Source organism: Mesorhizobium sp. LNHC209A00 (assembly GCF_000502915.1).
Taxonomy (GTDB): Bacteria; Pseudomonadota; Alphaproteobacteria; order Rhizobiales; family Rhizobiaceae; genus Mesorhizobium.
This window is the reverse complement of the sequence record NZ_AYWT01000003.1, coordinates 580,735-603,171: the sequence shown is the minus strand read 5'-3', so window position 1 is coordinate 603,171 and position 22,437 is coordinate 580,735. Positions and strand designations below refer to the sequence as shown.

Below are 22,437 nucleotides of genomic sequence, written 5' to 3'. Positions count from 1 at the left end.
CGGGAGGAAAAACGGCAGGTCCGCCGCATGTCAAGGTCGCCGCGCTTCGGCGGAAAAGGTTCGGACGCGGTAGCCGCCTGAGCCCGGGCCGTACGAGTGATGCCCCCATCTCCCGTCCGAACCACACCGCGTCCTATCATCCACTTAGCAGATGGAGGGTGTCCTTGTCATGTTACCAGAGGTTACATGACACTGTTACGCGGCAATTCTGGTGAATTTTTCAGCCATCCCAGTGGCATGCAGGCAACAAAAAAGCCGGATCAATGAAGATCCGGCTGAGTTTGATTGGAAGTGCCTGTTAAGGCTAACCTCCAGAGGGGAACACTCGAGGACGCTAATGGGAGGAGAACGCGTCCAGGAGATGATCTAAATATGTGCTCTTCATGCCCAAGAAACAAGCATCTATTTTGCAACACACACATGCAAAAAGGCACAGGCTGTGGTCCAACCCGTTCCGGAAGCCAATAGGACCAGCAGAATCGTGAAAATGAGCCGCGATTTCGGGTCATTGTCGTCTCGAAAACGCCAATCCCGACCGATTTTGCTCCCGAACGTCCAAAAACACTGATGATGTTGAATGAGGCAGCGGCGGTTCAATTCCAAGGCATTCAAGCGAGGATCGACCATTGCGCAGGTTTTCGGCGATCGCCGGCAGCGGCATTTTCCTGATTGCGGCTCCCGGCGTTGTCGCCGGGCTGATTCCCTGGCTGCTCAGCGATAGCTGGGGCCTGCCATGGTCGCCCCTGCCCTTGTTTGCTCTCACGGGCGGCGTGCTCGTCATTGCCGCGGCCGCAGTGTTGCTGCATGCCTTCGCCCGCTTCGCGCTGGAGGGGCTGGGCACACCCGCCCCCGTCGCGCCGACCGAAAGGTTGGTGATCGGCGGCATCTACCGCCATGTCCGCAACCCCATGTATGTTGCCGTGCTGTCGATCATTCTGGGCCAGGCGCTGCTGTTCTCAAGCTGGTCGATCGCTGCCTACGCGGCAATCGCGGCGGCTGCCATGGTGACCTTCGTCAAGCTCTACGAGGAGCCGACGCTCGCCGACCGCTATGGCGCCGAATACGAGGCCTACCGCCGCAACGTACCGGGCTGGCTGCCGCGGATGACACCTTGGAAGGGATAGGCTCGCGGACCCGACTTGGATCAGAACGACCAGCTTCTGGCCTTGGCGATGATGAAGTCGCGAAACACGTGCAGCTTGGCCTGGTTCTTCATCGCGTCGGGATAGGCGAAATAGGTGTCGAAGGACGGCACTTCGGTCTCCGGCAGCAGCTGCACCAGGCCGGAATCCTTGCTGATCACATAGTCCGGCAGCATGGCGATGCCGGCGCCGCCCTGCACGGCGCGCTTGATCGATAGGATGTCGTTGATCTGCAGCGACGGCACGCGCTGGCCGCTCTCGAAATCGCCGACCGTCTCCAGCCAGTTCAACTCCGACAGATGCGACGGCACGGGCAGGCCGAAGGTGACGATGCGATGGGTTCTCAGCTCCGCGACCGAGCTCGGCTTGCCGTGCTTGGCGACATAAGAGGGGGCTGCGTAGAGGTGGAAATGCACGGTGAACAGGCGGCGCTGGATCAGGTCCGGCTGTTGCGGCTGGCGTAGCCGGATGGCGCAATCGGCCTGGCGCATGGTGAGGTCGAGTTCCTCGTTGGCGAGGATCAGCTGCAAGCTGATTTCGGGATAGAGTTCGATGAACTCCTGCACCCGCTCGGTCAACCAGCCGGCGCCGAGGCCAACGGTCGTCGTTACCCTGAGCACGCCGGACGGCCGGTCCTTGGTCTCGGTCAGCCGCGACTTGATGGTCTCGAGCTTCATCAGCACGTCATGCGCCGTGCGGAACAGCATCTCGCCCTGTTCGGTCAGCACCAGGCCGCGTGCATGACGGTTGAACAGCGGCACGCCGACATCGTGTTCCAGCGCGCTGACCTGCCTCGAGATCGCCGATTGCGACAGATGCAGCGTCTCGGCCGCATGCGTGAACGACCCCGCTTCCGCCGCAGCGTGAAACACGCGTAGCTTGTCCCAGTCCAACGCCATGATTTCCCCTCGTTTCGGTTGGCGTCTGAATGAAAAATCAGGCTTTTACACGGCGTTTCTAAGCCGTTTTTTACAGTCTGCGGCGGCCCTATTCCGCCGCTTCGCGATGGACTTCGATGCTGGCCAGATACTTTTCCGCTTCGAGCGCGGCCATGCAGCCCAGCCCCGCCGCAGTCACGGCCTGCCGATAGATATCGTCGGTCACGTCGCCGGCGGCGAACACGCCGGGCACGTCGGTGCGCGTCGAATCCGGCGCTGTCCACAGATAGCCGTTCGGCTTCTGCTTCAGCTTGCCGGCGAACAGCTCGACCGCGGGCGCATGGCCAATGGCCACGAAGACGCCGTCGATCTTGAGGTGGCTCTCGGCGCCGGTCACGGCATGCCTGAGCTTCAGCCCTTCGACCGAAGGCGGCAGCGGTGCCTTGCCGGGGCGGCCGGTGATCTCATCGACGATCGTGTCCCAGATGACGCGGACATTGTCCTTCTTCAACAACCGTTCGCGCAGGATGCGTTCGGCACGGAAGTCCGAGCGTCTGTGGATGACGGTGACGCTCTTGGCGAGGTTGGACAGATAGAGCGCCTCCTCCACCGCCGAATTGCCACCGCCGACCACAGCGACATCCTTGCCGCGATAGAAGAAGCCGTCGCAGGTGGCGCAGGCGGAAACGCCGAACCCCATGAAGTCCTGCTCGGTCGGGATGCCCAGCCATTTGGCTTGCGCGCCGGTAGCGATGATCAGCGCATCGGCCGTGTAGGTCGTGCCGGAATCGCCCATGGCGCGGAACGGTCGCACGTTGAGGTCAACCTCGGTGATGATGTCGTTGATGATGTCGGTGCCGACATGCTCGGCCTGCTTGAGCATCTGCTCCATCAGCCACGGCCCCTGGATCGGATCGGCGAAACCGGGGTAGTTCTCGACATCGGTGGTGATCATCAATTGGCCGCCCTGTTGCAGACCGGCGACCAGCATCGGCTTCAGCATGGCGCGCGCGGCATAGACCGCCGCCGTGTAGCCGGCCGGACCGGAACCGATGATGAGGACGGGCGCGTGCTTGGTGGTCATTTGGAGCCTCTGCGGGGCGGACAGCGAGTGTGCCTTGGAAAAAAGACGTGGAATATCGCGCTTAATGTAAGGGCTGCCAACCACGCCAGCAAGACGAACGGACCGTCGTCCCCGGAAAGCTTCGGCCCATAAGGATATTCGCGCGATGGCCGCTTTCGTTACCTGTCCACAATCGCGTAGACGAGGGCTGGCTTCGACGCAAAAGTCGTTTAATTACAAAATAGCGAAAGATTCTTGCGCCACACTGATCATCGAGAACCCTGATGCCCCTCAAGGCCGATCTTGACGCCATCGACTGGAAGATCCTGCGCGAGCTTCAGTCGGACGGGCGCATGACCAATGTCGAGCTCTCGAACCGCGTCGGCATTTCGGCACCGCCCTGCCTGCGCCGGGTCAAGCGGCTGGAGGAAGCCGGCATCATTCGCGGCTACCGCGCGCTGCTCAACGCCCCGGCGCTGGGCCTCGATGTCGTTGCCTTCTGCCTGGTCGGACTGCATCACCAGGCTGATGCCGAACTGCGCATCTTCGCCGAGCGCACGCGCGGCTGGCCGATCGTGCGCGATGCCTGGATGGTGTCGGGCGAATCCGACTTTCTGCTGCATTGCGTGGCGAGCGACCTCGGCGCCTTCCAGACCTTCGTCATCGAGGAGCTGACCTCGACGCCGAACGTCGACACGGTGCGCACCGCGCTCACCATCCGCCGCGTCAAGGATGAGGGCCTGGTATCGTTCGAGCGATCCTGAGCCAGGCGAAAACCTGCGCGATGGGCAGATTCCCGACATTCGCCCCACCGGTGCCGCGTTGGTATTCGAAAGACGCTGATGTACAAGGCTGGACGGCTCTGCCGGATTCGCCGCTCAACTGACGCTTCATTGGTTTTTCAAGCAATTCCAGCAAAAATGTGTAACGGTTTTTCCGCCCGGAATTGCTTGAGAACAGATGCCGCCAGCAGCGTATATTCCGGGAAGAATCCGCCATGGGAAGGGGACCATGACCCGTTTTGCAAGCCCGGTCTCGGCGCTGATCATCTGCGTGAACGAGGCCGATATGATCGGCCCGTGCCTGGAAAGCATCGATTTCTGTGCCGAGATCATCATCGTCGATTCCGGCTCGACGGATGGCACCGTCGAATGCGTTGAAAGCTACATCGCCAAGGGCTATCCGATAACGCTGCTGCACAATGACTGGCCGGGCTTCCCCCGCCAGCGGCAATTCGCGCTCGACCACGCCAACCAGCCCTGGTGCCTTTCGATCGACCCGGACGAGCGCGTCGACGACCGGTTGCGGCAGTCGATCGTGGCTATCGCCGGGGCGGCCGGCGGCAAGGCCAGCGGATGGTACATGCGCCGCCGCGACTGGCTGAAGGGCTACGGTTACGCCCATCGCTGGGTGCTGCACAACAGGCTGCTCAGGCTTTTCCGTAGGGAAGGCGCCAGCATGGATCTAACGGCGCGGGTGCATGAATCCATTCACGTGCCGGGCGAGACCGACACGATCGAAGAGGGNCGCCAGCATGGATCTAACGGCGCGGGTGCATGAATCCATTCACGTGCCGGGCGAGACCGACACGATCGAAGAGGGTCTCTTGCTGCATCGCCGTGAAATATCGGTCGAGGAGGATCTTGCCCGGGCCAACACCTATTCCAGCCTCAAGGCGGTGACGCTGGTCGAGAGAGGCAAGAAGCCCGGCCTGGTGCGGCTGGTGCTGTCGCCGTTCGGCAACTTCCTCAAATTCTACCTGGCCAAGCGCTACTTCCTGTGCGGCCGGCACGGCTTCGTCTACTCAATGTCGGTGATGATCTATTCCTTCGCCACCGAAGCCAAGCTCTACGAAGCCTTGCAGCAAAACGACAAGGCGTAGGCCCTACGATCCGAGCGCGTCGATGGCGGCAAGCAGCCCGCCGAGATCGTGGTCGTCATGCAAGCGCCTGATGGCGAAACCAGGCTGAAGCGCCGCCTCACCGTCGACCAGCCAGCCCTGTGCCAGCCCTGCGCGTTGGGCCGCCTGTATGTCGGCCAGCTTGTCGCCCACCATCAGCGAGCGCTGGAGGTCAAGATCAAGGCGCCTGCCCGCCTCGATCAGCATGCCCGGATTGGGCTTGCGCATCGGATGGTCCGTTATGGCGAGCGGCCCGACGCCCGCCTCGTGATAGGCGCAGGCCAGCACCATGTCGACGAACGCGCCCTGCCTGTCCAGCAAATGGAGCACGCGGCCGTTTACCGCGGCAAAGACGCCCCAGTCGAAATAGCCGCGCGCGATGCCGGACTGATTGGTGACCACGACCACCGGAATGCCGATCCGGTTGGCGGCGGCGATCGCCGGCAGCATCCGCGGCCTGAGTTCTATCTCGCCCGGATCGCTGGGATAGTCGGTGTCGACATTGATGGTGCCGTCACGGTCCAGGAACAGCGCCGGCGAGCGCGCGGGGAAAACCCGCCCGCCGACCTGCTCCACCCACAGGCCCGGTTCGGTCAGCTGGTGCGGCTTCCCGATCCTGTCACCCATTCGACAGGCGCGCTTCGACCACCTCGCACAGATAGTGATAGAGGCACAGATGGCCCTGCTGGATGATCGGCGTCGAGGTCGAGGGGACGTTGAGCAGGATGTCGGTGAGCGGCTTGAGCTTGCCGCCGGTATCGCCGGTCAGGCTGATTACCGTCATGTCCATCATGCGCGCCTGTTCGGCAGCGGCGAGAATGCTCGGCGAATTGCCGCTGGTCGAGATCGCCAAAAGCACGCCGCCCGCGGCACCATGCGCTTCGACCTGGCGCGAAAACACCGTGTCGAAGCCGTAATCATTGCCCCAGGCGGTCAGCATCCCGGCGTTGGCCGGCAGCGCAATCACATTGTAGGCCTTGCGCTCCTTCAGGAAGCGGCCGACCAGTTCGGTGGCGATATGTATGGCGTCGCTGGCCGAGCCGCCATTGCCGCAGACCAGCAAGGCCTTTCCCTGGGAAAGCGCCGCCACGACAGCACTCACCGCACGATCCATTTCGCCGGTCAGATCTCGCTCGACCGTGGCAGTGATGGCCGCCGCCGAGCGGACCAGATAGTCGTTCAATTCGGACATGAATTCTCTCAGTTGGTGGCGCCGCCGGCGCGCAGTTTGCCGATGGTGCCAGTGGTGCTCTTGCCGGCGACGAGATCGACCAGAACGACACGCCCGCCCGCCTTCCGCACCACATCGGCGCCGACCACGGTGTCGATCGTGTAGTCGGCGCCCTTCACCAGAATGTCGGGAAGCAGCGCCTCGATCAGAGCCAGCGGCGTATCCTCATCGAAGACAATGACGGCATCGACCGAAGCGAGGGCCGCGAGCACGCAGGCGCGATCGTGCTGGTCGTTGACCGGGCGGCCCGGTCCCTTCAGCCGTCGCACCGAGGCATCGCTGTTGAGGCCGAGCACCAGCCGGTCGCACTGGCTGCGCGCCGCGTGCAGCAGGCTGACATGGCCGGCATGCAGGATGTCGAAACAGCCATTGGTGAAGCCGACGCTCAGGCCCTCCGCCTTCCATCCCGCCACCATGCGCGCGGCCGAAGTGGCGTCCAGGATGGCGTCCTTGTGCGCGGTGGGTCCGTGCGAGCGGAACAGTGCGCCGGTGAGTTCCTCGACGCTCAGCCGCGCGGTGCCGCGTTTTCCAACCACGACGCCGCCGGCGGCATTGGCGATGGAGGCAGCGGCGACGGGATCGGCACCGGCGGCAAGCGCAAGCGCGAAGGTCGCGATCACCGTATCGCCGGCGCCCGAGACGTCGAACACCTCGCGCGCCTGGGTGGCGATGTGGCTCGCCTCTTCGGGACCGACCACGCTCATGCCTTTCTCGCTGCGCGTGGCGAGGACGAAATCGAAGCCGTGCGCCACAATCAGTTCCCGTGCCGCCGCAACGATCTCGTCATCGGCGTACACCGCATGGCCAACGGCCTCGCCAAGCTCCTTGCGGTTGGGGGTGACGGCGGTCGCGCCGGCGTAGCGCGCGTAGTCGCGGCCCTTCGGGTCGACCAGCACCGGCTTGCCCGCCTCGCGGCAGATGGCAATCAGCTCGGCGGCGACGCCGTCCAGCAATATGCCCTTGCCGTAATCGGACAGGATGACGATGTCGACATGTTGCAATGCATCCCGGAAACGGCGGATCAGCTCCGCCCGTTCCGCCTCGCCGAGCGGCTTGATCTCTTCCTCGTCGAAACGCAGCACCTGTTGGTTGAGCGCGCTGAAGCGGCTCTTCGACGAGGTCATCCGGCCGCGCTGCTGTGAAAGGCCCACTGTCTCGGCGCCAAGCTCGCCCAGCATCCGTACCAGACTGTCGCCGGCGGGATCAGTGCCGATCACCGAGACCGGAATGGCGCGCGCGCCAAGCGAGACGATGTTGGCCACGACGTTGCCGGCGCCGCCCATCGCCGCGCTTTCGCCACGCCCATGCAGCACCGGGATCGGCGCTTCCGGCGAGATCCGCTCGATGACGCCATTGACGAAGCGGTCGAGGATGATGTCGCCGACCACCAGCACGGCGACGTCGCCGAAGCGCGCAATGGCGCGGTGCAGGGGCTCGGGTGAAGGCGGATTGTGCTTGATCATGTCATCTGCCACGCGCGGGAAACGCCGATCTCAGATAGGTCGAAACACCAGATTTGCGAGGCCGGCCGGTCATGCCTGCCGATATACCGCAATTGGGCACAGCGCAACGCCGGGCGGAGGCAAACCGGACAGGTCAGGCCTTCTGCAAGGCGACGTGGACGCCCAGCCCGACCAGCACCGCGCCGCCTGCCCTCTGCATCAGCCGCTGCGCACGGCTCGAACGCCGCAGCCGGCCGATCACCAGGCCGGCCAGGAACACGCACACCACATCGGCCGATGAGAACATCAGGTTGACGACGGTGCCCAGCACCACGAATTGCACCCAGACCGGGAACCCCGCCGAGGCATCGATGAACTGCGGCAGGAAGGCCATGAAGAAGATCGCGGTCTTGGGATTGAGCACCTCGACGGTGATGCTCTCGAAGAACGCGCGCCGCGCCGACTTCCGCTCGATCGCGGGCAGCGCCACGTCGCCCTCCACGCGCTTGCGAAACAGCGAGATACCCAACCAGATCAGGTACAGCGCGCCCACCAGCTTGACGGCCATGTAGAGCGGCGGCACGGCGTGGAACAGCACCGACAGGCCAGCGGCGGCGGCAAAGACATGGACATAGCCGCCCAGATGAATACCGAGTGCCGCCGTCAGCCCCGACCAGCGCCCCCGCGCCATGGTCTGCGCGGCGGCATAAAGCATGGCGGGGCCCGGAATGTAGGCGAAGATCGCCGTGGTGGCGAAAAACGCGATCAGCAGTTCGGTCGGCGGCATTTCTTGTCCCTCATGATCCTGCCCTGCCCGATTGCAGGGCTTTCAGTCAGCCCGTGGGATGGCTTTGGGTTGGCCCGCGCGAACAGTTGCCATGGAAGCCGACATGACTTTTTGTGGAATGACGGACTGAATGCGCCGATACGTGCACCCGGTTCGAATAAGCCGACCATTCCAGAATATCCTGGTTGTACTCGTCGACTATGACCCAAAGCGGGGTAGGGTCAAGGCCGGCGCGGCGGCGTTCAATTTCCGGAACGCCAACTGCGACGCGATCACGGCCCGGCTGGGTGGAGGTGATTGCAAGGATGAAACGGTTCGTGCCTCCGGCTTTTCCGGGAAGAACGGCAACGAAGGCGCCAGGCCTAGCCTTGCGGCCTTCGGTCTCGCCGTCTCCATGTCGGCGATGCCACAGATATGGATATCGCCAGACGTCCGCGGCCACGGGTTTAATCACCGTGCAATTCCGCGGCGTACTGCTCCAGCATCTCGACATGTTGCAGCGGTGCGTCCTCGGCCGCGTAGACGCGACAGCTATCGTTGCCGAAGCGCGCTTCGTAGGCCTCGATGCTCATCAGGACGTATCTCGGCCTGTTGTGGCGAGTGATGGAGACCGGCTGCTGGCTGGCAGCCGCGAGCACATGGATAGTGTTTCATTGGAAACTTGTTTGCCCCATAATAGACAAAATGGACAAAACAGAAAGCCTGAGCAGGCGAGCCCCGAGCGGCCACCTGCTTTGTCGACAGCCCGGCCAGCCTCCCTTATAAGGACCGGAATCGCACGCAACCAGAGGCCTTCATGATCATCGTCACGGGCGGCGCCGGCATGATCGGCTCCAACATCGTCGCCGCGCTCAATGCGGAAGGCCATGACGACATACTGGTCGTCGATGACCTCACCGACGGCCACAAGATCGCCAACCTGGCCGATTTGACGATAGCCGACTATCTCGACAAGGATGATTTCCTGTCGCCCATGGAGGCCGGCACTCTTGGCCGTGTCGAGGCCGTTTTCCATCAGGGGGCCTGCTCGACCACCACTGAGTGGAACGGCAAGTTCATGATGGAGGTGAATTACGCCTATTCGAAACGGCTGCTGCATGCCTGCCAAGCACTGCGCGTGCCCTTCCTCTACGCCTCCTCCGCTTCGGTCTATGGCGGCGGATCCGAGTTTCGCGAGGAGCCGGCGCTGGAGCGGCCGCTCAACGTCTACGCCTATTCCAAGAAGCTCTTCGACGACTATGTCAGGCGCACGGTCTTCGACAGTGATCATTCGCAGGTCGCCGGCTTGCGCTACTTCAATGTCTATGGCCCGCGCGAGGCGCATAAGGGCTCCATGGCCTCGGTCGCCTTCCATCTGTTCAACCAGGTCCAGCGCGGTGAAAACCCGAAGCTATTCGGCGCCTATGACGGCTTTGGTCCCGGCGAACAGAGCCGCGACTTCATCCATGTCGGCGATGTCGCCGACGTCAATCTGTGGCTGTGGAAGCGCGGCGCCAGCGGCATCTTCAACTGTGGCACCGGTCGCGCCCAGCCGTTCCGCGCGATCGCCGAAACGGTCATCGACACGCTGGGCAAGGGCGAGATCGAGTTCATCCCCTTCCCCGACCACCTCAAGGGCAGCTACCAGAGTTTTACCCAGGCTGATATGTCCCGCTTGCGCGCGGCCGGCTATAACGGGCAATTCCGCACTGTAGAAACCGGCGTCAGAGACTATGTCGAATGGCTGAAAGCCCAACGATCCTCGTGATCGGCCCACGCTGGGTGGGCGATATGGTGATGGCGCAGTGCCTGTTCTCGGCGCTGAAGGAACTCCATCCCGATGCCGCGATCGATGTGCTGGCGCCCGCCTGGGCGGCACCTCTGGTCAAGCGCATGCCCGAAATCCGACAGCAGATCGATTTTCCGCTGAAGCCTGGCGCACTCGAATTCAGCCATCGCCGCCGTTTCGGCCGTCTGCTGCGCGGCCGCTACGACATGGCCTATGTCCTGCCGGGCAGCTGGAAGTCGGCGCTGATCCCGTTCTTTGCCCGCATTCCGCGCCGTATCGGCCATCTGCGCGAAATGCGCTACGGGCTCCTGACCGACATCGTGCCGCTGCCCGACACCATGAAACGACGCACCGCGCAGGCCTATTTCGGCCTCGCCCAGGGTGGCGGTTTCCGCGCACCCCGGCTCACCGTCGACGCGAAAAACCAGGCCGCCCTGCTCGATCGTTTCGGCTTGGCGCCGCGGAAATTCGTAGCCCTGATGCCCGGGGCCGAGTTCGGCCCGGCCAAGCGCTGGCCAAGCGAAAGCTATGCCGGCCTTGCCCGCGAATTCATGGCCAAGGGCCTCGAGGTCGCTCTGTTTGGCTCGAAGAACGACCGCGACGTGACGGCGGAGATCGCAGCCCTTGCACCCGGCGTCGTCGACCTTGCCGGCCAGACGCGGCTGGAGGACGCCATCGACCTGATCGCGGCGGCCAGGCTCGCGGTCTCCAACGATAGCGGGCTGATGCATGTCGCGGCCGCCGTCGGTACACCCATCGTTGCCGTCTATGGCTCGACCTCCCCTGAAAACACGCCGCCGCTGGCGGAGCGTCGCGAACTGGTCTGGCTCGGCCTGTCCTGCTCGCCCTGCCACCGGAAAATCTGTCCGCTCGGTCATCTCAACTGCCTGAAGACATTGGAAGTCGGGCAGGTCGCCGCGGCAGCGGACCGCCTGCTGAAAGTGTCGGCCGCGGCATGAAGGTGCTGATCGTCAAGACTTCGTCGATGGGCGATGTCATCCACACTTTTCCGGCACTTCAAGATGCCTGCCGCGCACGGCCCGATATCGCTTTCGACTGGTGCGTGGAGGAGGCGTTTGCCGGCATCCTGACGCTGCATCCGGCGATCCGCACCATCCACACTGTGGCGATAAGGCGCTGGCGAAAGAACCTCTTCGACACGAACACCTGGCGCGAGGCGGCGGCCTTGCGCCGAACCTTGCGCGAATGCCGCTACGACCTCGTCATCGATGCGCAAGGCCTGCTGAAGTCGGCCCTGGTGGCACGCCAGACGCGCGCGCCGATCGCCGGCTTCGACCGGTCGAGCGTTCGCGAGCCCTCGGCGACGCTGTTCTATGATATCACCTTTGCGGTGCCGCGCGACCTGCACGCCATCGAGCGGACACGGCGGCTGTTCGGGCTGGCGCTCGGCTATCGGCCGGACCTTTTGACGCTCGACTCCGGCATCGTGGCGCCGATCAGCATGGTCGACGGCATCGACGGCAGGACCGCGTTCCTGCTGCACGGCACTAGCCGCGAGGACAAGAAATGGCCGCTCGAGGACTGGATCGGAACCGCCCGCTTGCTGGTCGAGCGTGGCATGACGCCGCTCACAACCTGGTCGAACGAACGGGAGAAGGCGGTGGCCGAAGCGATCGCCAAGGCCGTGCCATCCACGGTCGTGGTGCCGAAGTCACCGCTGGCCGACATTGCCGCCATCCTCGGCGGCTCGACCCTGGTCATCGGCGCCGACACCGGGCTGACCCATCTCGCCAGCGCCTTCGACCTGCCGACGGTCGCCGTGTTCCTGGCGACGGAGCCGGGTCTGACCGGACCGCGCGGGCCGTATGCGTCGACGTTGCTGGCCGTGCCCGGGACGCATGTGACGCCGGCTGAGGTGGTTGCGGAAGTGGAGAGGTTGTTGATGCTTCGCCAGACCGGTCCCGGCGGAAATTGATTTATTCAATCAATTCGATCCGAAGGGCGCCGCCGCCCCTCATTGCCCTGCCGGGCATTTCTCCCCTTAAACGGGGAGAAAGAAGCTGGCCCGCAACGCCGGCGATTGGCGAAACCCTAAATGACAGCGTCCTTCTCCCCGTTTACGGGGAGAAGATGGCGGCAGCCAGATGAGGGGCCGGCGCGCCATTTGGCAATCGAGCAGAGGCAGAAAAGGCGGCGTGCCCTCGTCTTCGGTTTTTTAAATGAACTGCACCTGGACGATCTCATACCCCCTGGCGCCGCCCGGCGCATTCACCTCGATGGCGTCGCCGACTTCCTTGCCGATGAGCGCGCGAGCGATGGGCGAGGNGAGATACGGCCGGATTTCACGTCGGCTTCCTGGTCGCCGACGATCTGGTAGGTCTTCTTCTCCTCGGTGTCCTCGTCGACCAGCACCACGGTGGCACCGAACTTGACCTTTTCGCCGCTAAGCTTGGTCACGTCGATCACCTCGGCGCGCGCGATATAATCCTCGAGCTCGTTGACGCGGCCTTCATTGAGGCTCTGCGCCTCTTTGGCGGCATGGTATTCGGCATTTTCGGACAGGTCGCCATGCGAGCGCGCCTCGGAGATCGCCTCGATGATGCGCGGCCGCTCTTCCTGCTGGCGCCAACGCAGTTCTTCCTTCAATGACGCGAACCCCTCGCCTGTCATCGGGACCTTGTTCATAGTGCCTGACCTTTCCTGCCGCCGCCCCCGCATTCGGGGGAAGCCTTGTCGTTGGGGTACAAAAAGAAAACGGTCCGGCAGCCTCGGGCTAACGGAACCGTTTCACCGCAATTTCCCTGAATATAGCAATCTTTGCGGGCTTTTCACGCCCAAAAATCGGTTTTGTAAAAATCATCCCTTCTTTTGTAGCGAGGGCGGCCGTGGGACGGAGCCGAACAAAAACGGCCGCGATCGCTCGCGGCCGCTTTGAGAAATCATGAGGGCCCGATCAGCTCCTCATGAAATGCTCGATCTGCTCGGACAGCATGCCGTATTCGCGCGAACCCTTGCCGGTGCGCTTTTCGATTTCCATCAGCTGCTGCTGGGCGCCGGCCAGGTCGCCGATCTGCAGATGCGCCTCGCCGAGATATTCGCGCACCAGCGTGTAATCGGGATCGATGCGCAGCGCTTCCTCGTAATAGCCGAGGCCGACGGTGACGCGGCCGGAATGGCGGTGCGAGTAGCCGAGATAGTTGAGGATGCGCGGATCCTGCTTGTTGGCGGCGAGGCTGAGCACGGCGATCGCCTCGTCATAGCGGCCGGCCATCGCCAGGTCATGCCCGGCATAGTAAATGCTGTCGTCGTCCAGCATGCCTTCCTGGGGTGCGACGCACTTGTTCTTCTTCTTGTCCCAGACCATGCCTTTCTTGCATTGGGTGGTCGTATTGGTGTCGCCGCCACTGCCCGCCGCAAAAACGGGAACGGCAAGGAACTGCAGAGCGATAAGCGCGCTCGCCGCGTGGATCAGCACTCTTTTATGCATGGAAACCTCCTGAGGGTGTGACAATGCAACACTAACGCCGAGCGGTCCGCGTTTCATCCCCGAAAAGATAACCTGTAGAACATGAGGTGACGGATGCCGCAAATCCGGTATCATCCGGCAAAAGACTGACGGAGAGGGCCCGTGCAGCGACGGCTCGAAAAGGACTGGGATCTCACGATCGGCCCCGATACCGTGCGGCTGTTCATTCTCAAGGCCAAGGCGCTGAGCGCGGCCGTCAACGAGGACTATGCCGACGGCGCCGAACACGAGGTCGAGTTCGACGGCGACACGCATGACAACCACCACCACGACGGCCTCGCCGAGGAAAGCTCGGAAAACCTTACCGAGGAAGAGCTGCGCGAGCTGATCAACGACCTCAATATCGACGAGGCCGCCGAGCTGATCGCGCTGGCCTGGGTGGGCCGCGGCGACTACGACGCCTCGGAATGGGCCGACGCCGTAACCGCGGCACGCGAGCGCGCCAACAAGCGCACCGCAAAATACCTGCTCGGCATGCCGCTGCTCGCCGACTGGCTGGAAGAGGGGCTGGAAGCGATCGGCGCGTAACGCGGAGGTAACCGATTGTGATCGGGTCTAAGCGCCTGTCCAGGCAACTTCAGCCGGCCGGCGCCGTTTTGTGGAGAATGGCAAAGCTGAGCTTTTCTCGAAGGTACAGGATTGCATTGGCCTTAGCCGTCACGGCTCTGCTGGTCATGCCGGCCGACGCCAAACATCGTCACAAACACCATGGGCCGCTGAGCCCGCGCGTGGGGCAACCGCTGACACAGCGGGCCGATCAGCCGCTGAAGCCGCGAGGCAAGCGGCAGTCGAGAGCGCGAGCCAGGCAGCATCTTGCGCCCAATCCGGCACCGCTGGCAACGCAGGATGCTCGGCCGTCCGCCGATGTTCCGGTGCCCGAGCCACGTCCGGTGGACACTCCGAAGGCGGACACCCCAAAGTCGCAAGACCAAAACGCTGAAAATCCAAAGAGCGGCGCGGCGCCCAATCTGCCGAAGGACGAAGAGTCACGTCAGAAAAGCCCGAAACCACCGGAACCACCAGCCGAAACGGAAAGCGAGCCGGAGCCGCCTGCCGTGGCGCCGACGCCGACGCCGAAGCCCGCCACCACGACGCCCGAACCTCAACCGCCGGCCGTCGCCCCGCAGCCAACGCCAAAGCCGGCGGAAGCAGGTGGCGAGGAGAAGATGCTGCCCGATCCACGCTCGGCCGATTTTCCCGCCGACAAGATGCCGGCTGAGGAAGTCGCCTGCCGCGAGCGCCTGAACACGCTCGGCGTCGAATTCGAGGAGCGCAAGGCCGAAAGCAACCCCGAAATCGGCTGCTCGATCCCCTACCCCATCGTGCTGAAGTCGCTTGGCAAATCGATCGCGATTGGTCCGGGCACCGAGCTCAACTGCCCTATGGCCGAGGCGGCGGCGCGTTTTGCCGCCGACGTCATCCAGCCGGCGGCTAAAGCCGAATTCGGCGCCGACCTGAAATCGATCGGCCAGGCGTCGGCCTTCGTCTGCCGGCCGCGCAATGGCACGCGCAAACTGTCGGAACATGCTTTCGGCAACGCGCTCGACATTGCCAGCTTTACGCTATCCGACGGCAAGACGATCGAGGTCGGGCCGGCGCCTCCGGAAAAAGACGGCAAATTCCTCGACGCCGTACGCAAGGCCGCCTGCGGCCCGTTCAAGACCGTGCTCGGCCCGGGCGCCGACGCCGACCACGCGCTGCACTTCCATCTCGACCTTGAGCCCCGGCGGCATGGCGGCACGTTCTGCCAATAAACGCGGTCGACGCAGGATCACCGCCGCAATTCCGCCCCAGGCATGAACGCGGACGCTGAGTTTTCCTTTACCCTTGATCGTTAAAATGCCGGATATGCAGAAGTAGGATTCCGCCAATGGCCGGCAAATTTCGCGCCGTTTTCCTCGCCGCCGCGCACCAACTGAAACCTGCGGCGCTTATGGCCGCCGGTCTTGCATTGGCCGCGGTTTCCGCCTGCAACACCGGCAGCGTGCTGTCGCTGCAGCCTGCCGTCGATGTCGGCTCGCAGACCGCGGCCGTGCCGCAATATCAGGGCATGCAGAAGCTTGTTCCGTCCAATCCCTACATGACGCAGGCCGCCTATCCGCGCATGGACGAGCCGATGTCGCCGGTCGAGCAGATTCCAGCCAGCGAAACCGATTGCCGCCAGCAGCTGAGGCGCCTCGATGTCGCCTACACCGACCTGGCACCGATCCATGAAGGCCAGTGCGGCATCGACTATCCGGTCAAGGTCACGGCTATCGGCAGCATCCAGATGAAACCCGCGGCGACCCTGACCTGCGACATGGCCGCCACCTTCGCCGCCTGGACCAAGAACGAACTCGTTCCCTCCGCTCGCTGGCGCTATTTCTCCGGCGTCAGGACCATCCACCAGGGCTCAAGCTATTCCTGCCGCAACATTGCAGGCGAAGGCGTGCTGTCGGAGCACGGCAAGGGCAACGCGCTCGACGTCATGAGCATCGAACTCAACAATGGCGACGACATCGACGTGCGCAAACCAGGCCTGTTCGCCTTCCGCACCCGCGGCTTCCTCAACAATGTGCGCGCCGACGGCTGCCAGTATTTCACCACCGTGCTCGGCCCCGGCTACAATTACGACCACCGCAACCATTTCCATTTCGACATCAAGAACCGCAGGAACGGTTATCGCGCCTGCCGGTAGGAACAGATCATGCGTCACCGGTGGACGCGATAATTTGCCGAGCCACGAGATCCTGGATGCGCCAGAGATTCTTATCGCGAATACCGCTTTCTTCCAGCTTGCTGACGGTCCGGAACAGATACTGCGCCGACGACCCCCAGTGTCCGGCGGCTCGCGCCAGCGTGTCCGCAACCTGCTCCAACGGCAACCGTCCGGCATAGGCCTTGCCATCCGGCGCGGCGACGAAAGCCAGAGCGCGTAGCGGACCCTCCGTGGTCTTGACCTTGATCCAGCAGGGCACGTTGGTTGGCGGGTTGGCATCGATTTCCCGGCGCATAAGCTGGCCGAGCTGCCCGAAATGATCTTCATCGGGCAGCCGGTAGACGATCCCGTTGCAGCTGCCACCCCGGTCCAGCGCCAGCATCAGGGCAGGCAATTCGCGCGTCCCCCGCCAACGCGTCAGCTTCAGGCAGAACGAGCGGTGCCATCCAGGCGCCGTCGCCGGGCGCTGCTCGACAGGAACGAATTCGGGATTCCAGATCAACGAACCATAGGCGAAGACCCACAGCATTTCGGGCCGATATTCGGCAAGCAGTCGAGCGACCAACTCATCGAACTCCGCGTTGGTGTGCTCGGCCGTTGCAGGCTCGGGCCCGGGATCCGGTTCGACGCGCTCGACCCGGGCGACAAGATCCGCGGTCAACGCCATCGTTCTCAGGCCCGTCGGCTTCCGCTTCATTCCCGCCCCCACGAAAAAATGATGGCTGACGATAAACCGTCTGCTCATCTCTGGCCATTGATTTCCAGGAACCGTCAGGCAACAGATACCGCTCGGATCGAGCCGCCTTTATGAGCCAACGAAGCCTCCAGCGACGCATTGCAATCTGGGCAGCGGCCGTGCTGGGTGCCTGGCTGGCGCTCGCCTATGTCGCGGCGCCGGAATTCTGGACGTTCCGTGATCGCGGCTTTGGCGATCGGCATTTCGAGATGGTCACCCACACGCCGCAAGGCATTCCCGGTGACCCCATCAATGTCGGCCTGATCGGCACGGAGAAGGAGTTGGTCCACGCTTTCGCCGTTGCCGGCTGGGACACCGCCGACGCCGTCACCTTGAGAACCGCCATCGACATCGGTGAAAGTGTCCTGTTTTCCCGCCCCTATCCCGACGCACCGATAAGCCGTCTGCTGTTCGAAGGCCGCGCCCAGCAACTCGCTTTCGAAAAGCCGGTCGGCGACAGTGCCGACCGGCGCCATCACGTCCGTTTTTGGCGGACGGATACGGTCGGCGATGATGGCAGGCCGCTCTGGCTGGGTGCCGCCAGCTTCGATCGCGGCGTCGGTCTGAGCCATGACACGGGCGCCATCACCCATCACATCGGTCCCGACCTCGATGCCGAGCGCGACTTTATGATCGGCGATCTCAACGCCGCCGGCTTGTTGGCTTCGACCAGCGGCCTGGCAGGCATCGGCCCCACCCGGAGCGGCCGCAATGGCGGCGGCGACCCTTATTTCACCGACGGCAAGGCGATTGTCGGCGTGCTGAAGCAGTTGCCGTAACGGCAGGTCAGGTCGTGGCCCGCATCCGCTGTCATCTTTCTAAAATGGCTTCCGACTATTTTCGAAAGCCGTGCGGCAATGCTATTGAGCCCTCATGCTATACGTTGAAATCGCCACCGTGGTCGTCCTCATCTGCGTGAACGGCCTTCTGTCGATGTCCGAACTCGCCATCGTCTCATCGCGGCCGGCTCGCCTGAAGGCGATGATCGACCGCAACGTCAAGGGTGCCGGACGCGCTTTGGCGCTTGGCTCCAATCCCGGCAAATTCCTGTCCTCCGTGCAGATCGGCATCACGCTGGTCGGCGTGCTCTCGGGCGCCTTTTCCGGCGCCACGCTAGGCCAGAGACTGGCGCAATATCTGGCTACGGCAGGCATCCGCGAGAACATAGCCGACCCGCTCGGCGTCGGCATCGTCGTGGCCATCATCACCTATGCCTCGCTGATTGTCGGCGAACTCGTGCCCAAGCAGATCGCGTTGCGCGATCCCGAGCGGGTCGCGGCACGGGCGGCGCCGGCAATGACCATCCTGGCCACCATCTCGGCCCCCCTGGTCTTTCTGCTCGATATTTCGGGCCGTGCCGTGCTCTGGCTGCTCGGCCAGCGCGGCGAAAGCGAGGAAAAGGTCACCGACGAGGAGATCAAGATGCTGGTCGCCGAGGCCGAGCATCACGGCACCATCGAATCCGACGAGCGGCGCATGATCGCCGGCGTCATGCGGCTTGGCGACCGCGCGGTGCGTGCCGTCATGTCACCGCGCACCGATGTCGACTGGATCAACCTGCAGTCCGATGATGCCACGATCCGCAAGCTTCTGATGGACACCCAGCATTCGCGCCTGCCCGCCGGCGACGGCGGGGTGGACGCCATGATCGGCGTCATCCAGACCCGCGACGTGCTGGCCGCACTGCTCGGCGGCCGCGCGCTCGACCCGCGCAAATATGTGCGCACGGCACCGATCGTGCACGACCAGGCCGATGCGCTTGATGTGTTGCAGAAGCTGAAGGAGAGCGACGTGCCGATGGCGCTGGTGCATGACGAATACGGCCACTTCGAAGGCATCGTCACCCCCGCCGACATCCTCGAAGCCATCACCGGCGTCTTCCGCTCGGACCTCGAGGCCGGCGAGGAAGAAAACGCAGTCCAGCGCGACGACGGCTCATGGCTTCTCGCCGGCTACATGCAGGCCGACGAGATGGCCGAGGTGCTCGGCATCGACCTGCCGGAGAACCGCGACTACGAGACCGTTGCCGGCTATGTGCTGTCGCACATGCACCATCTGCCGGCGACCGGCGAATGTGTCGACGCGCAGGGCTGGCGCTTCGAGGTCGTCGACCTCGACGGCCGCCGCATCGACAAGCTGATCGCCACCCGCCTGCCCAGCGGCCACCGCGAGATGGTGCGCTGACGGCATATGCCTGGTTTTCGGCCCGGCGGTTCTCGACCAATATATTGCGCGGAGGGCGAGCTCTACCGCTCGGTGAAGGCGCGGGCGAAGGAATCGAGCATCGGCCGTGCCAGATACTCCAGGAAAGTCCGGTCGCCGGTGTTGATGAACGCCTCGACCGGCGTCCCGGGATAAAGCTGCTCGGGCTTCACGCCGGACGGCAGGTCGGCCGCGATCCTCAGCTTGGCGCGGAAATAGGGCTCATGCGTTGCCTCGTCGATGAGCCGGTCCGCGGAAATTTGCGCCACCGTGGCTGAAACCTCGGGAGTGAGCCGCGCGTTCAAGGCCGACAGCCGCAGTTTCGCCGGCTGGCCGACACGGACCTGATCGAGGTCTTTCGGCCGCAGCCTTGCATCGACGACGAGGCCCGATGCCGTGGGCAGGATCTCCATGATCTTTTCACCGGGGGCAATCACGCTTCCCTTGGAATTATATGCCGACGACACCACGATGCCTGCCGCCGGCGCCTTGATCGTCGTACGCCGCAGCACCGCCTCCGCCGCCCTGGTCTGCTCCTCGACGTCGGCCAGATTGGCGCGAACGTCGTCCAGCTTCGTCAGCGCCTCCTCGACGCGTTGCGTGGTCTGGCGCTCGATCTGCTCCTGGGCTTCGACGATCTGGGTGTTGGCCGTCGCCAGATTGGCCTCCAGCGCCCCGGCCTGCCCGACGAGATCGGCCTCGCTGCGCAATAGCTGGGAGTACTCGGTGCGGTTGGTGAGGCCCTTGTCCAGCAGGCCGGTCTTGATGCCGAGTTCGTTCTTCACCACGTCGGCTTGCTGCTGAATGGCCTGCTGCTGGGCCTGCAACCCCACCACCGATTGTCGATGCATGGCGACGCGTTGTGCCAGGATCGATTTTTCCGACCGGAACCGCGCGAGCCTGGCGTCGAATTCCTTTTGCTGTTCGCGAACCAGGATCTCGAAATCGTGCTGGAAAGGTGCCGGCGCCGCTTCGGTGATGGGCGCCATCCTGTCCAATCCGTCGCGTTCCGCCTCCAGCCGCGCCGCACTTGCCCTGAGCGCGATCGACTGCCTCACCAGCCGGTTGAGCTCGGCCTGCGCGGCCGTTGGGTCCAGCACGACCAGGTCCTGACCCTGTTGCACGCGATCGCCCTCATGGACCGGTAATTCCCTGATGATACCGCCCTCGCGATGCTGGATGCGGATGTTTCCGCCGGTCGCCGAGATCGTGCCTTGCGTGATCACCGCTCCCGACAAGGGAGCGCTGACGGCCCAATAGCCGAAGCCGCCCGCCAGCACAGCTATGGCGACGTAGCCGGTGAGGGCCACGCGTCTTATGTCGGTGCGCGGCTGGCTGTCCCAGGCGAGGCTCTGTGTCGTCATCTCACGATCCGAAACCGCCACCCGCGCGGATTGTCGGGACGAATGACCCGGTCACCACCGTGCTCTGCTGGGGGGCCTTGCCGATTACCGAGCGCCGCAGCACCTCGTCGCCAGGGCCGAAGGCTTCGACCATGCCGCCGCGCAAAAGCATCACGCGGTCGCAAGCGGCGGCGATCGCAGGGCGATGGGTGATCACGACGACCGTGACGCCCGCCGCGCGCGCGGCCGAAAGCACCGCCTCGAGCGCGGCCTCGCCGCTGCCGTCGAGATGGGAGCTGGGCTCATCGAGCACCAGGAGCCGCGGATTGCCGTAGAAGGCGCGCGCCAGGCCGATCCGTTGGCGCTCGCCCCCCGAAAGGGCCCTGTCCGACGGGCCAATCATGGTCTGGTAGCCGTCGCGCTGCGCCAGGATAAGCTCGTGCACCTGGGCGCGCCTTGCCGCCTCGACGATCGCGGCGTCGTCCGCTTGCGGGTCGAAGCGGGCGACGTTTTGCGCGATCGATCCAGGAAAGAGCTCAACCTCCTGCGCGAGGTAGCCGACATGCTTTCCGAGCTGGCCTTCGTCCCAGGTCCTGAGGTCGGCGCCGTCGATCCTGATTGAGCCGCCGGTCGGTTGGGCGGCACCCACGAGCAACCGCGCCAGTGTCGATTTGCCGGCCCCACTCGGGCCGACGATGGCCAACGCTTGGCCCGCGCCGATCGCAAAGTTGAGCCGCTTGAGGATGGGTTCCGTGCCGGGTTTGGCGTTCGGCGCCATGAAGAAGACGTCCTGCACGGAAATCGCGCCAGCCGGATCGGGGAGGATCAGTTTTCGCGGCTCGGCCGGACGCATTGCGAGCGCTTTTTCCAGCCGCGTCCACGCCCGCCGCGCGTCGGCGATCTGCCGCCAGGCGCCGATCAGCTGGTCGAGCGGCTGCAGCGCGCGCGACGACACCAGCGAGGAGGCGAAGATCATGCCGGCCGTCATCTGCCCCTGCAGCACCAGCCATGCGCCGGCGCCGAGGATCGCCAGCTGCAGCACCATGCGCAACGCCCGCGAGGCGCCGCTGAAGATCGCATTGGCGCTCGAGGAACGGTCATGGAAGGTAAGCGCCGCCGCCACGTGCCGTCCCCAGACCAGGGAGGCATTCTGCACCATGCCCATGGCGCGCAGCGTCTCGGCATTGCGGGCAAAGGCCTGTTCCGCCTGGCTGGCCAACGCCGAACGCTCCGCGGACAAGGCATCGTTCCTGCCGATCGCAAGCTGGTTGGCAACGACCAGGAAGAGCAAAAGCACCGCGCCGGCGACCGTCACCCAGAACAGCACCGGATGGATGAGATAGAGCAAGGCGAGGAAGACAGGGGCGAAAGGCAGGTCGAACAGCACCGCCACGCCGCGTGACCTGATGAAGGCGCAGACCGAAGCGAGATCGCGCAGCGGCGACAGGCCGCCGGCATATCTCGCGCCGAGCGAAATGGCGAAGGTGCTGGCACCCAGCTTGCGGTCGACTGTCGCCGCGACGCGGTGCGTGTAAACGGCGCGGATCGCGTCAAGCAGCCCGAGAAAGGCGAGCGCGAGCACCGCGATAGCTGAAAGATAGACAAGCGTCTCGACGCTGGAGGACGGCAGCACGCGGTCATAGACCTGCAGCAGGTAGAGCGGAATCACCAATAGGAGAATGTTGATCAGCAGCGAGAAGACGCCGACATCGGCGATGGCGCGCAGGAAGACCGGACGCAGGCCGGACGGTCCAGTCATT

24 protein-coding genes and 1 pseudogene are annotated in these 22,437 nt (G+C 64.0%); 12 read left to right on the top strand and 13 right to left on the bottom strand.

The window, feature by feature from the left end; translation table 11 throughout:
* Window positions 1–626: 626 nt before the first annotated feature.
* Window positions 627–1,124, top strand: coding sequence for an isoprenylcysteine carboxylmethyltransferase family protein (locus X739_RS155505; protein WP_023770204.1), 498 nt, complete (start codon window positions 627–629; stop codon window positions 1,122–1,124).
* Between the two features lie 20 nt (window positions 1,125–1,144).
* On the opposite strand, the gene X739_RS155510 is transcribed toward X739_RS155505, so the two are convergent.
* Window positions 1,145–2,041, bottom strand: a complete 897-nt coding sequence (locus tag X739_RS155510) for a LysR family transcriptional regulator (RefSeq protein ID WP_023770205.1) — start codon at window positions 2,039–2,041, stop codon at window positions 1,145–1,147.
* Between the two features lie 88 nt (window positions 2,042–2,129).
* Window positions 2,130–3,104, bottom strand: a complete 975-nt coding sequence (gene trxB, locus X739_RS155515) for a thioredoxin-disulfide reductase (RefSeq protein ID WP_023770206.1) — start codon at window positions 3,102–3,104, stop codon at window positions 2,130–2,132.
* A 263-nt stretch (window positions 3,105–3,367) separates the two neighbouring features.
* Here trxB and X739_RS155520 point away from each other — a divergent pair, with 263 nt between their 5' ends.
* From X739_RS155520 to X739_RS1000000170360, 3 genes are all read left to right on the top strand, one after another.
* Window positions 3,368–3,847, top strand: a complete 480-nt coding sequence (locus tag X739_RS155520) for an Lrp/AsnC family transcriptional regulator (protein ID WP_023770207.1) — start codon at window positions 3,368–3,370, stop codon at window positions 3,845–3,847.
* A 247-nt stretch (window positions 3,848–4,094) separates the two neighbouring features.
* Window positions 4,095–4,643, top strand: coding sequence for a glycosyltransferase family 2 protein (locus tag X739_RS1000000170365; RefSeq protein WP_245273815.1), 549 nt, complete (start codon window positions 4,095–4,097; stop codon window positions 4,641–4,643).
* Window positions 4,636–4,965, top strand: a complete 330-nt coding sequence (locus X739_RS1000000170360) for a hypothetical protein (protein WP_245273814.1) — start codon at window positions 4,636–4,638, stop codon at window positions 4,963–4,965. The genes X739_RS1000000170365 and X739_RS1000000170360 overlap by 8 nt, the downstream gene beginning before the upstream one ends.
* 3 nt (window positions 4,966–4,968) lie before the next feature.
* Here the strand turns inward: X739_RS1000000170360 and gmhB are convergent, their stop codons facing one another.
* From gmhB to X739_RS1000000171135, 6 genes are all read right to left on the bottom strand, one after another.
* Window positions 4,969–5,610: a D-glycero-beta-D-manno-heptose 1,7-bisphosphate 7-phosphatase gene (gene gmhB, locus X739_RS155525; RefSeq protein WP_023794166.1), complete on the bottom strand. Its 642-nt coding sequence runs from the start codon at window positions 5,608–5,610 to the stop codon at window positions 4,969–4,971.
* Window positions 5,603–6,175 carry an SIS domain-containing protein gene (locus X739_RS155530; RefSeq protein ID WP_023770211.1) on the bottom strand — a complete coding sequence of 191 codons (573 nt, stop codon included), beginning with the start codon at window positions 6,173–6,175 and terminating at the stop codon, window positions 5,603–5,605. Before X739_RS155530 ends, gmhB begins: the two co-directional genes overlap by 8 nt.
* Before the next feature lie 8 nt (window positions 6,176–6,183).
* Window positions 6,184–7,677 carry a D-glycero-beta-D-manno-heptose-7-phosphate kinase gene (gene rfaE1, locus X739_RS155535; RefSeq protein ID WP_023770212.1) on the bottom strand — a complete coding sequence of 498 codons (1,494 nt, stop codon included), beginning with the start codon at window positions 7,675–7,677 and terminating at the stop codon, window positions 6,184–6,186.
* 133 nt (window positions 7,678–7,810) lie between these two features.
* Window positions 7,811–8,443: a LysE family translocator gene (locus X739_RS155540; RefSeq protein WP_023770213.1), complete on the bottom strand. Its 633-nt coding sequence runs from the start codon at window positions 8,441–8,443 to the stop codon at window positions 7,811–7,813.
* A gap of 46 nt (window positions 8,444–8,489) precedes the next feature.
* Complete coding sequence (locus X739_RS01000000165975; RefSeq protein WP_245273813.1) at window positions 8,490–8,897, bottom strand: hypothetical protein; 408 nt, start codon at window positions 8,895–8,897, stop codon at window positions 8,490–8,492.
* Window positions 8,890–9,081 (bottom strand): type II toxin-antitoxin system prevent-host-death family antitoxin, encoded by a 192-nt coding sequence (locus tag X739_RS1000000171135; protein WP_023770214.1) that lies wholly within the window; start codon window positions 9,079–9,081, stop codon window positions 8,890–8,892. Before X739_RS1000000171135 ends, X739_RS01000000165975 begins: the two co-directional genes overlap by 8 nt.
* Window positions 9,082–9,239: 158 nt before the next feature.
* Between X739_RS1000000171135 and rfaD the strand changes: the two genes are divergently transcribed.
* The 3 genes from rfaD to waaC are packed head-to-tail and all read left to right on the top strand — an operon-like array spanning window position 9,240 to window position 12,147.
* The gene (rfaD, locus tag X739_RS155550) at window positions 9,240–10,190 is read left to right on the top strand and encodes an ADP-glyceromanno-heptose 6-epimerase (RefSeq protein ID WP_023794162.1); all 951 of its coding nucleotides are present in this window, start codon (window positions 9,240–9,242) and stop codon (window positions 10,188–10,190) included.
* Window positions 10,163–11,170, top strand: coding sequence for a lipopolysaccharide heptosyltransferase II (gene waaF, locus X739_RS155555; RefSeq protein ID WP_023770215.1), 1,008 nt, complete (start codon window positions 10,163–10,165; stop codon window positions 11,168–11,170). The genes rfaD and waaF overlap by 28 nt, the downstream gene beginning before the upstream one ends.
* The gene (waaC, locus tag X739_RS155560; protein WP_023770216.1) at window positions 11,167–12,147 is read left to right on the top strand and encodes a lipopolysaccharide heptosyltransferase I; all 981 of its coding nucleotides are present in this window, start codon (window positions 11,167–11,169) and stop codon (window positions 12,145–12,147) included. Before waaF ends, waaC begins: the two co-directional genes overlap by 4 nt.
* Window positions 12,148–12,387: 240 nt before the next feature.
* Here waaC and greA read toward each other — a convergent pair.
* Window positions 12,388–12,857: pseudogene (greA, locus tag X739_RS01000000165970) on the bottom strand (transcription elongation factor GreA).
* Window positions 12,858–13,125: 268 nt separating this feature from the next.
* Window positions 13,126–13,659, bottom strand: a complete 534-nt coding sequence (locus X739_RS155565; protein ID WP_023770217.1) for a tetratricopeptide repeat protein — start codon at window positions 13,657–13,659, stop codon at window positions 13,126–13,128.
* Window positions 13,660–13,800: 141 nt separating this feature from the next.
* Here X739_RS155565 and X739_RS155570 point away from each other — a divergent pair, with 141 nt between their 5' ends.
* From X739_RS155570 to X739_RS155580, 3 genes are all read left to right on the top strand, one after another.
* Window positions 13,801–14,226 (top strand): DUF3775 domain-containing protein, encoded by a 426-nt coding sequence (locus X739_RS155570; protein WP_023770218.1) that lies wholly within the window; start codon window positions 13,801–13,803, stop codon window positions 14,224–14,226.
* Between the two features lie 200 nt (window positions 14,227–14,426).
* A complete protein-coding gene (locus tag X739_RS155575; RefSeq protein ID WP_023770219.1) occupies window positions 14,427–15,452 on the top strand; it encodes an extensin family protein in 1,026 nt (341 codons plus the stop codon).
* Window positions 15,453–15,568: 116 nt separating this feature from the next.
* Complete coding sequence (locus X739_RS155580; protein ID WP_023770220.1) at window positions 15,569–16,375, top strand: extensin family protein; 807 nt, start codon at window positions 15,569–15,571, stop codon at window positions 16,373–16,375.
* A 7-nt stretch (window positions 16,376–16,382) separates the two neighbouring features.
* On the opposite strand, the gene X739_RS155585 is transcribed toward X739_RS155580, so the two are convergent.
* Window positions 16,383–17,093 (bottom strand): gamma-glutamylcyclotransferase, encoded by a 711-nt coding sequence (locus tag X739_RS155585; RefSeq protein ID WP_023794158.1) that lies wholly within the window; start codon window positions 17,091–17,093, stop codon window positions 16,383–16,385.
* Between the two features lie 110 nt (window positions 17,094–17,203).
* Between X739_RS155585 and X739_RS155590 the strand changes: the two genes are divergently transcribed.
* On the top strand, window positions 17,204–17,911 hold the full coding sequence (locus X739_RS155590) for an LssY C-terminal domain-containing protein (protein WP_023770222.1): 708 nt from the start codon (window positions 17,204–17,206) through the stop codon (window positions 17,909–17,911).
* 94 nt (window positions 17,912–18,005) lie between these two features.
* On the top strand, window positions 18,006–19,316 hold the full coding sequence (locus X739_RS155595; RefSeq protein ID WP_023770223.1) for a hemolysin family protein: 1,311 nt from the start codon (window positions 18,006–18,008) through the stop codon (window positions 19,314–19,316).
* A gap of 62 nt (window positions 19,317–19,378) precedes the next feature.
* Here the strand turns inward: X739_RS155595 and X739_RS155600 are convergent, their stop codons facing one another.
* Window positions 19,379–20,698, bottom strand: coding sequence for an HlyD family type I secretion periplasmic adaptor subunit (locus tag X739_RS155600; protein ID WP_023794155.1), 1,320 nt, complete (start codon window positions 20,696–20,698; stop codon window positions 19,379–19,381).
* Window position 20,699: 1 nt separating this feature from the next.
* Entirely contained in the window at window positions 20,700–22,436 is a 1,737-nt protein-coding gene (locus tag X739_RS155605; protein ID WP_023794153.1) for a type I secretion system permease/ATPase, read from the bottom strand.
* Window position 22,437 lies beyond the last annotated feature (1 nt).

Coding starts and splice junctions, on each gene's coding strand:
- X739_RS155510 (WP_023770205.1), bottom strand. CDS start 2,041: ATGGCGTTGGACTGGGACAAGCTACGCGTGTTTCACGCTGCGGCGGAA.
- trxB (WP_023770206.1), bottom strand. CDS start 3,104: ATGACCACCAAGCACGCGCCCGTCCTCATCATCGGTTCCGGTCCGGCC.
- X739_RS155520 (WP_023770207.1), top strand. CDS start 3,368: ATGCCCCTCAAGGCCGATCTTGACGCCATCGACTGGAAGATCCTGCGC.
- gmhB (WP_023794166.1), bottom strand. CDS start 5,610: ATGGGTGACAGGATCGGGAAGCCGCACCAGCTGACCGAACCGGGCCTG.
- X739_RS155530 (WP_023770211.1), bottom strand. CDS start 6,175: ATGTCCGAATTGAACGACTATCTGGTCCGCTCGGCGGCGGCCATCACT.
- rfaE1 (WP_023770212.1), bottom strand. CDS start 7,677: ATGATCAAGCACAATCCGCCTTCACCCGAGCCCCTGCACCGCGCCATT.
- X739_RS155540 (WP_023770213.1), bottom strand. CDS start 8,443: ATGCCGCCGACCGAACTGCTGATCGCGTTTTTCGCCACCACGGCGATC.
- rfaD (WP_023794162.1), top strand. CDS start 9,240: ATGATCATCGTCACGGGCGGCGCCGGCATGATCGGCTCCAACATCGTC.
- waaF (WP_023770215.1), top strand. CDS start 10,163: ATGGCTGAAAGCCCAACGATCCTCGTGATCGGCCCACGCTGGGTGGGC.
- waaC (WP_023770216.1), top strand. CDS start 11,167: ATGAAGGTGCTGATCGTCAAGACTTCGTCGATGGGCGATGTCATCCAC.
- X739_RS155565 (WP_023770217.1), bottom strand. CDS start 13,659: ATGCATAAAAGAGTGCTGATCCACGCGGCGAGCGCGCTTATCGCTCTG.
- X739_RS155580 (WP_023770220.1), top strand. CDS start 15,569: ATGGCCGGCAAATTTCGCGCCGTTTTCCTCGCCGCCGCGCACCAACTG.
- X739_RS155585 (WP_023794158.1), bottom strand. CDS start 17,093: ATGAAGCGGAAGCCGACGGGCCTGAGAACGATGGCGTTGACCGCGGAT.
- X739_RS155590 (WP_023770222.1), top strand. CDS start 17,204: ATGAGCCAACGAAGCCTCCAGCGACGCATTGCAATCTGGGCAGCGGCC.
- X739_RS155595 (WP_023770223.1), top strand. CDS start 18,006: ATGCTATACGTTGAAATCGCCACCGTGGTCGTCCTCATCTGCGTGAAC.
- X739_RS155600 (WP_023794155.1), bottom strand. CDS start 20,698: ATGACGACACAGAGCCTCGCCTGGGACAGCCAGCCGCGCACCGACATA.
- X739_RS155605 (WP_023794153.1), bottom strand. CDS start 22,436: ATGACTGGACCGTCCGGCCTGCGTCCGGTCTTCCTGCGCGCCATCGCC.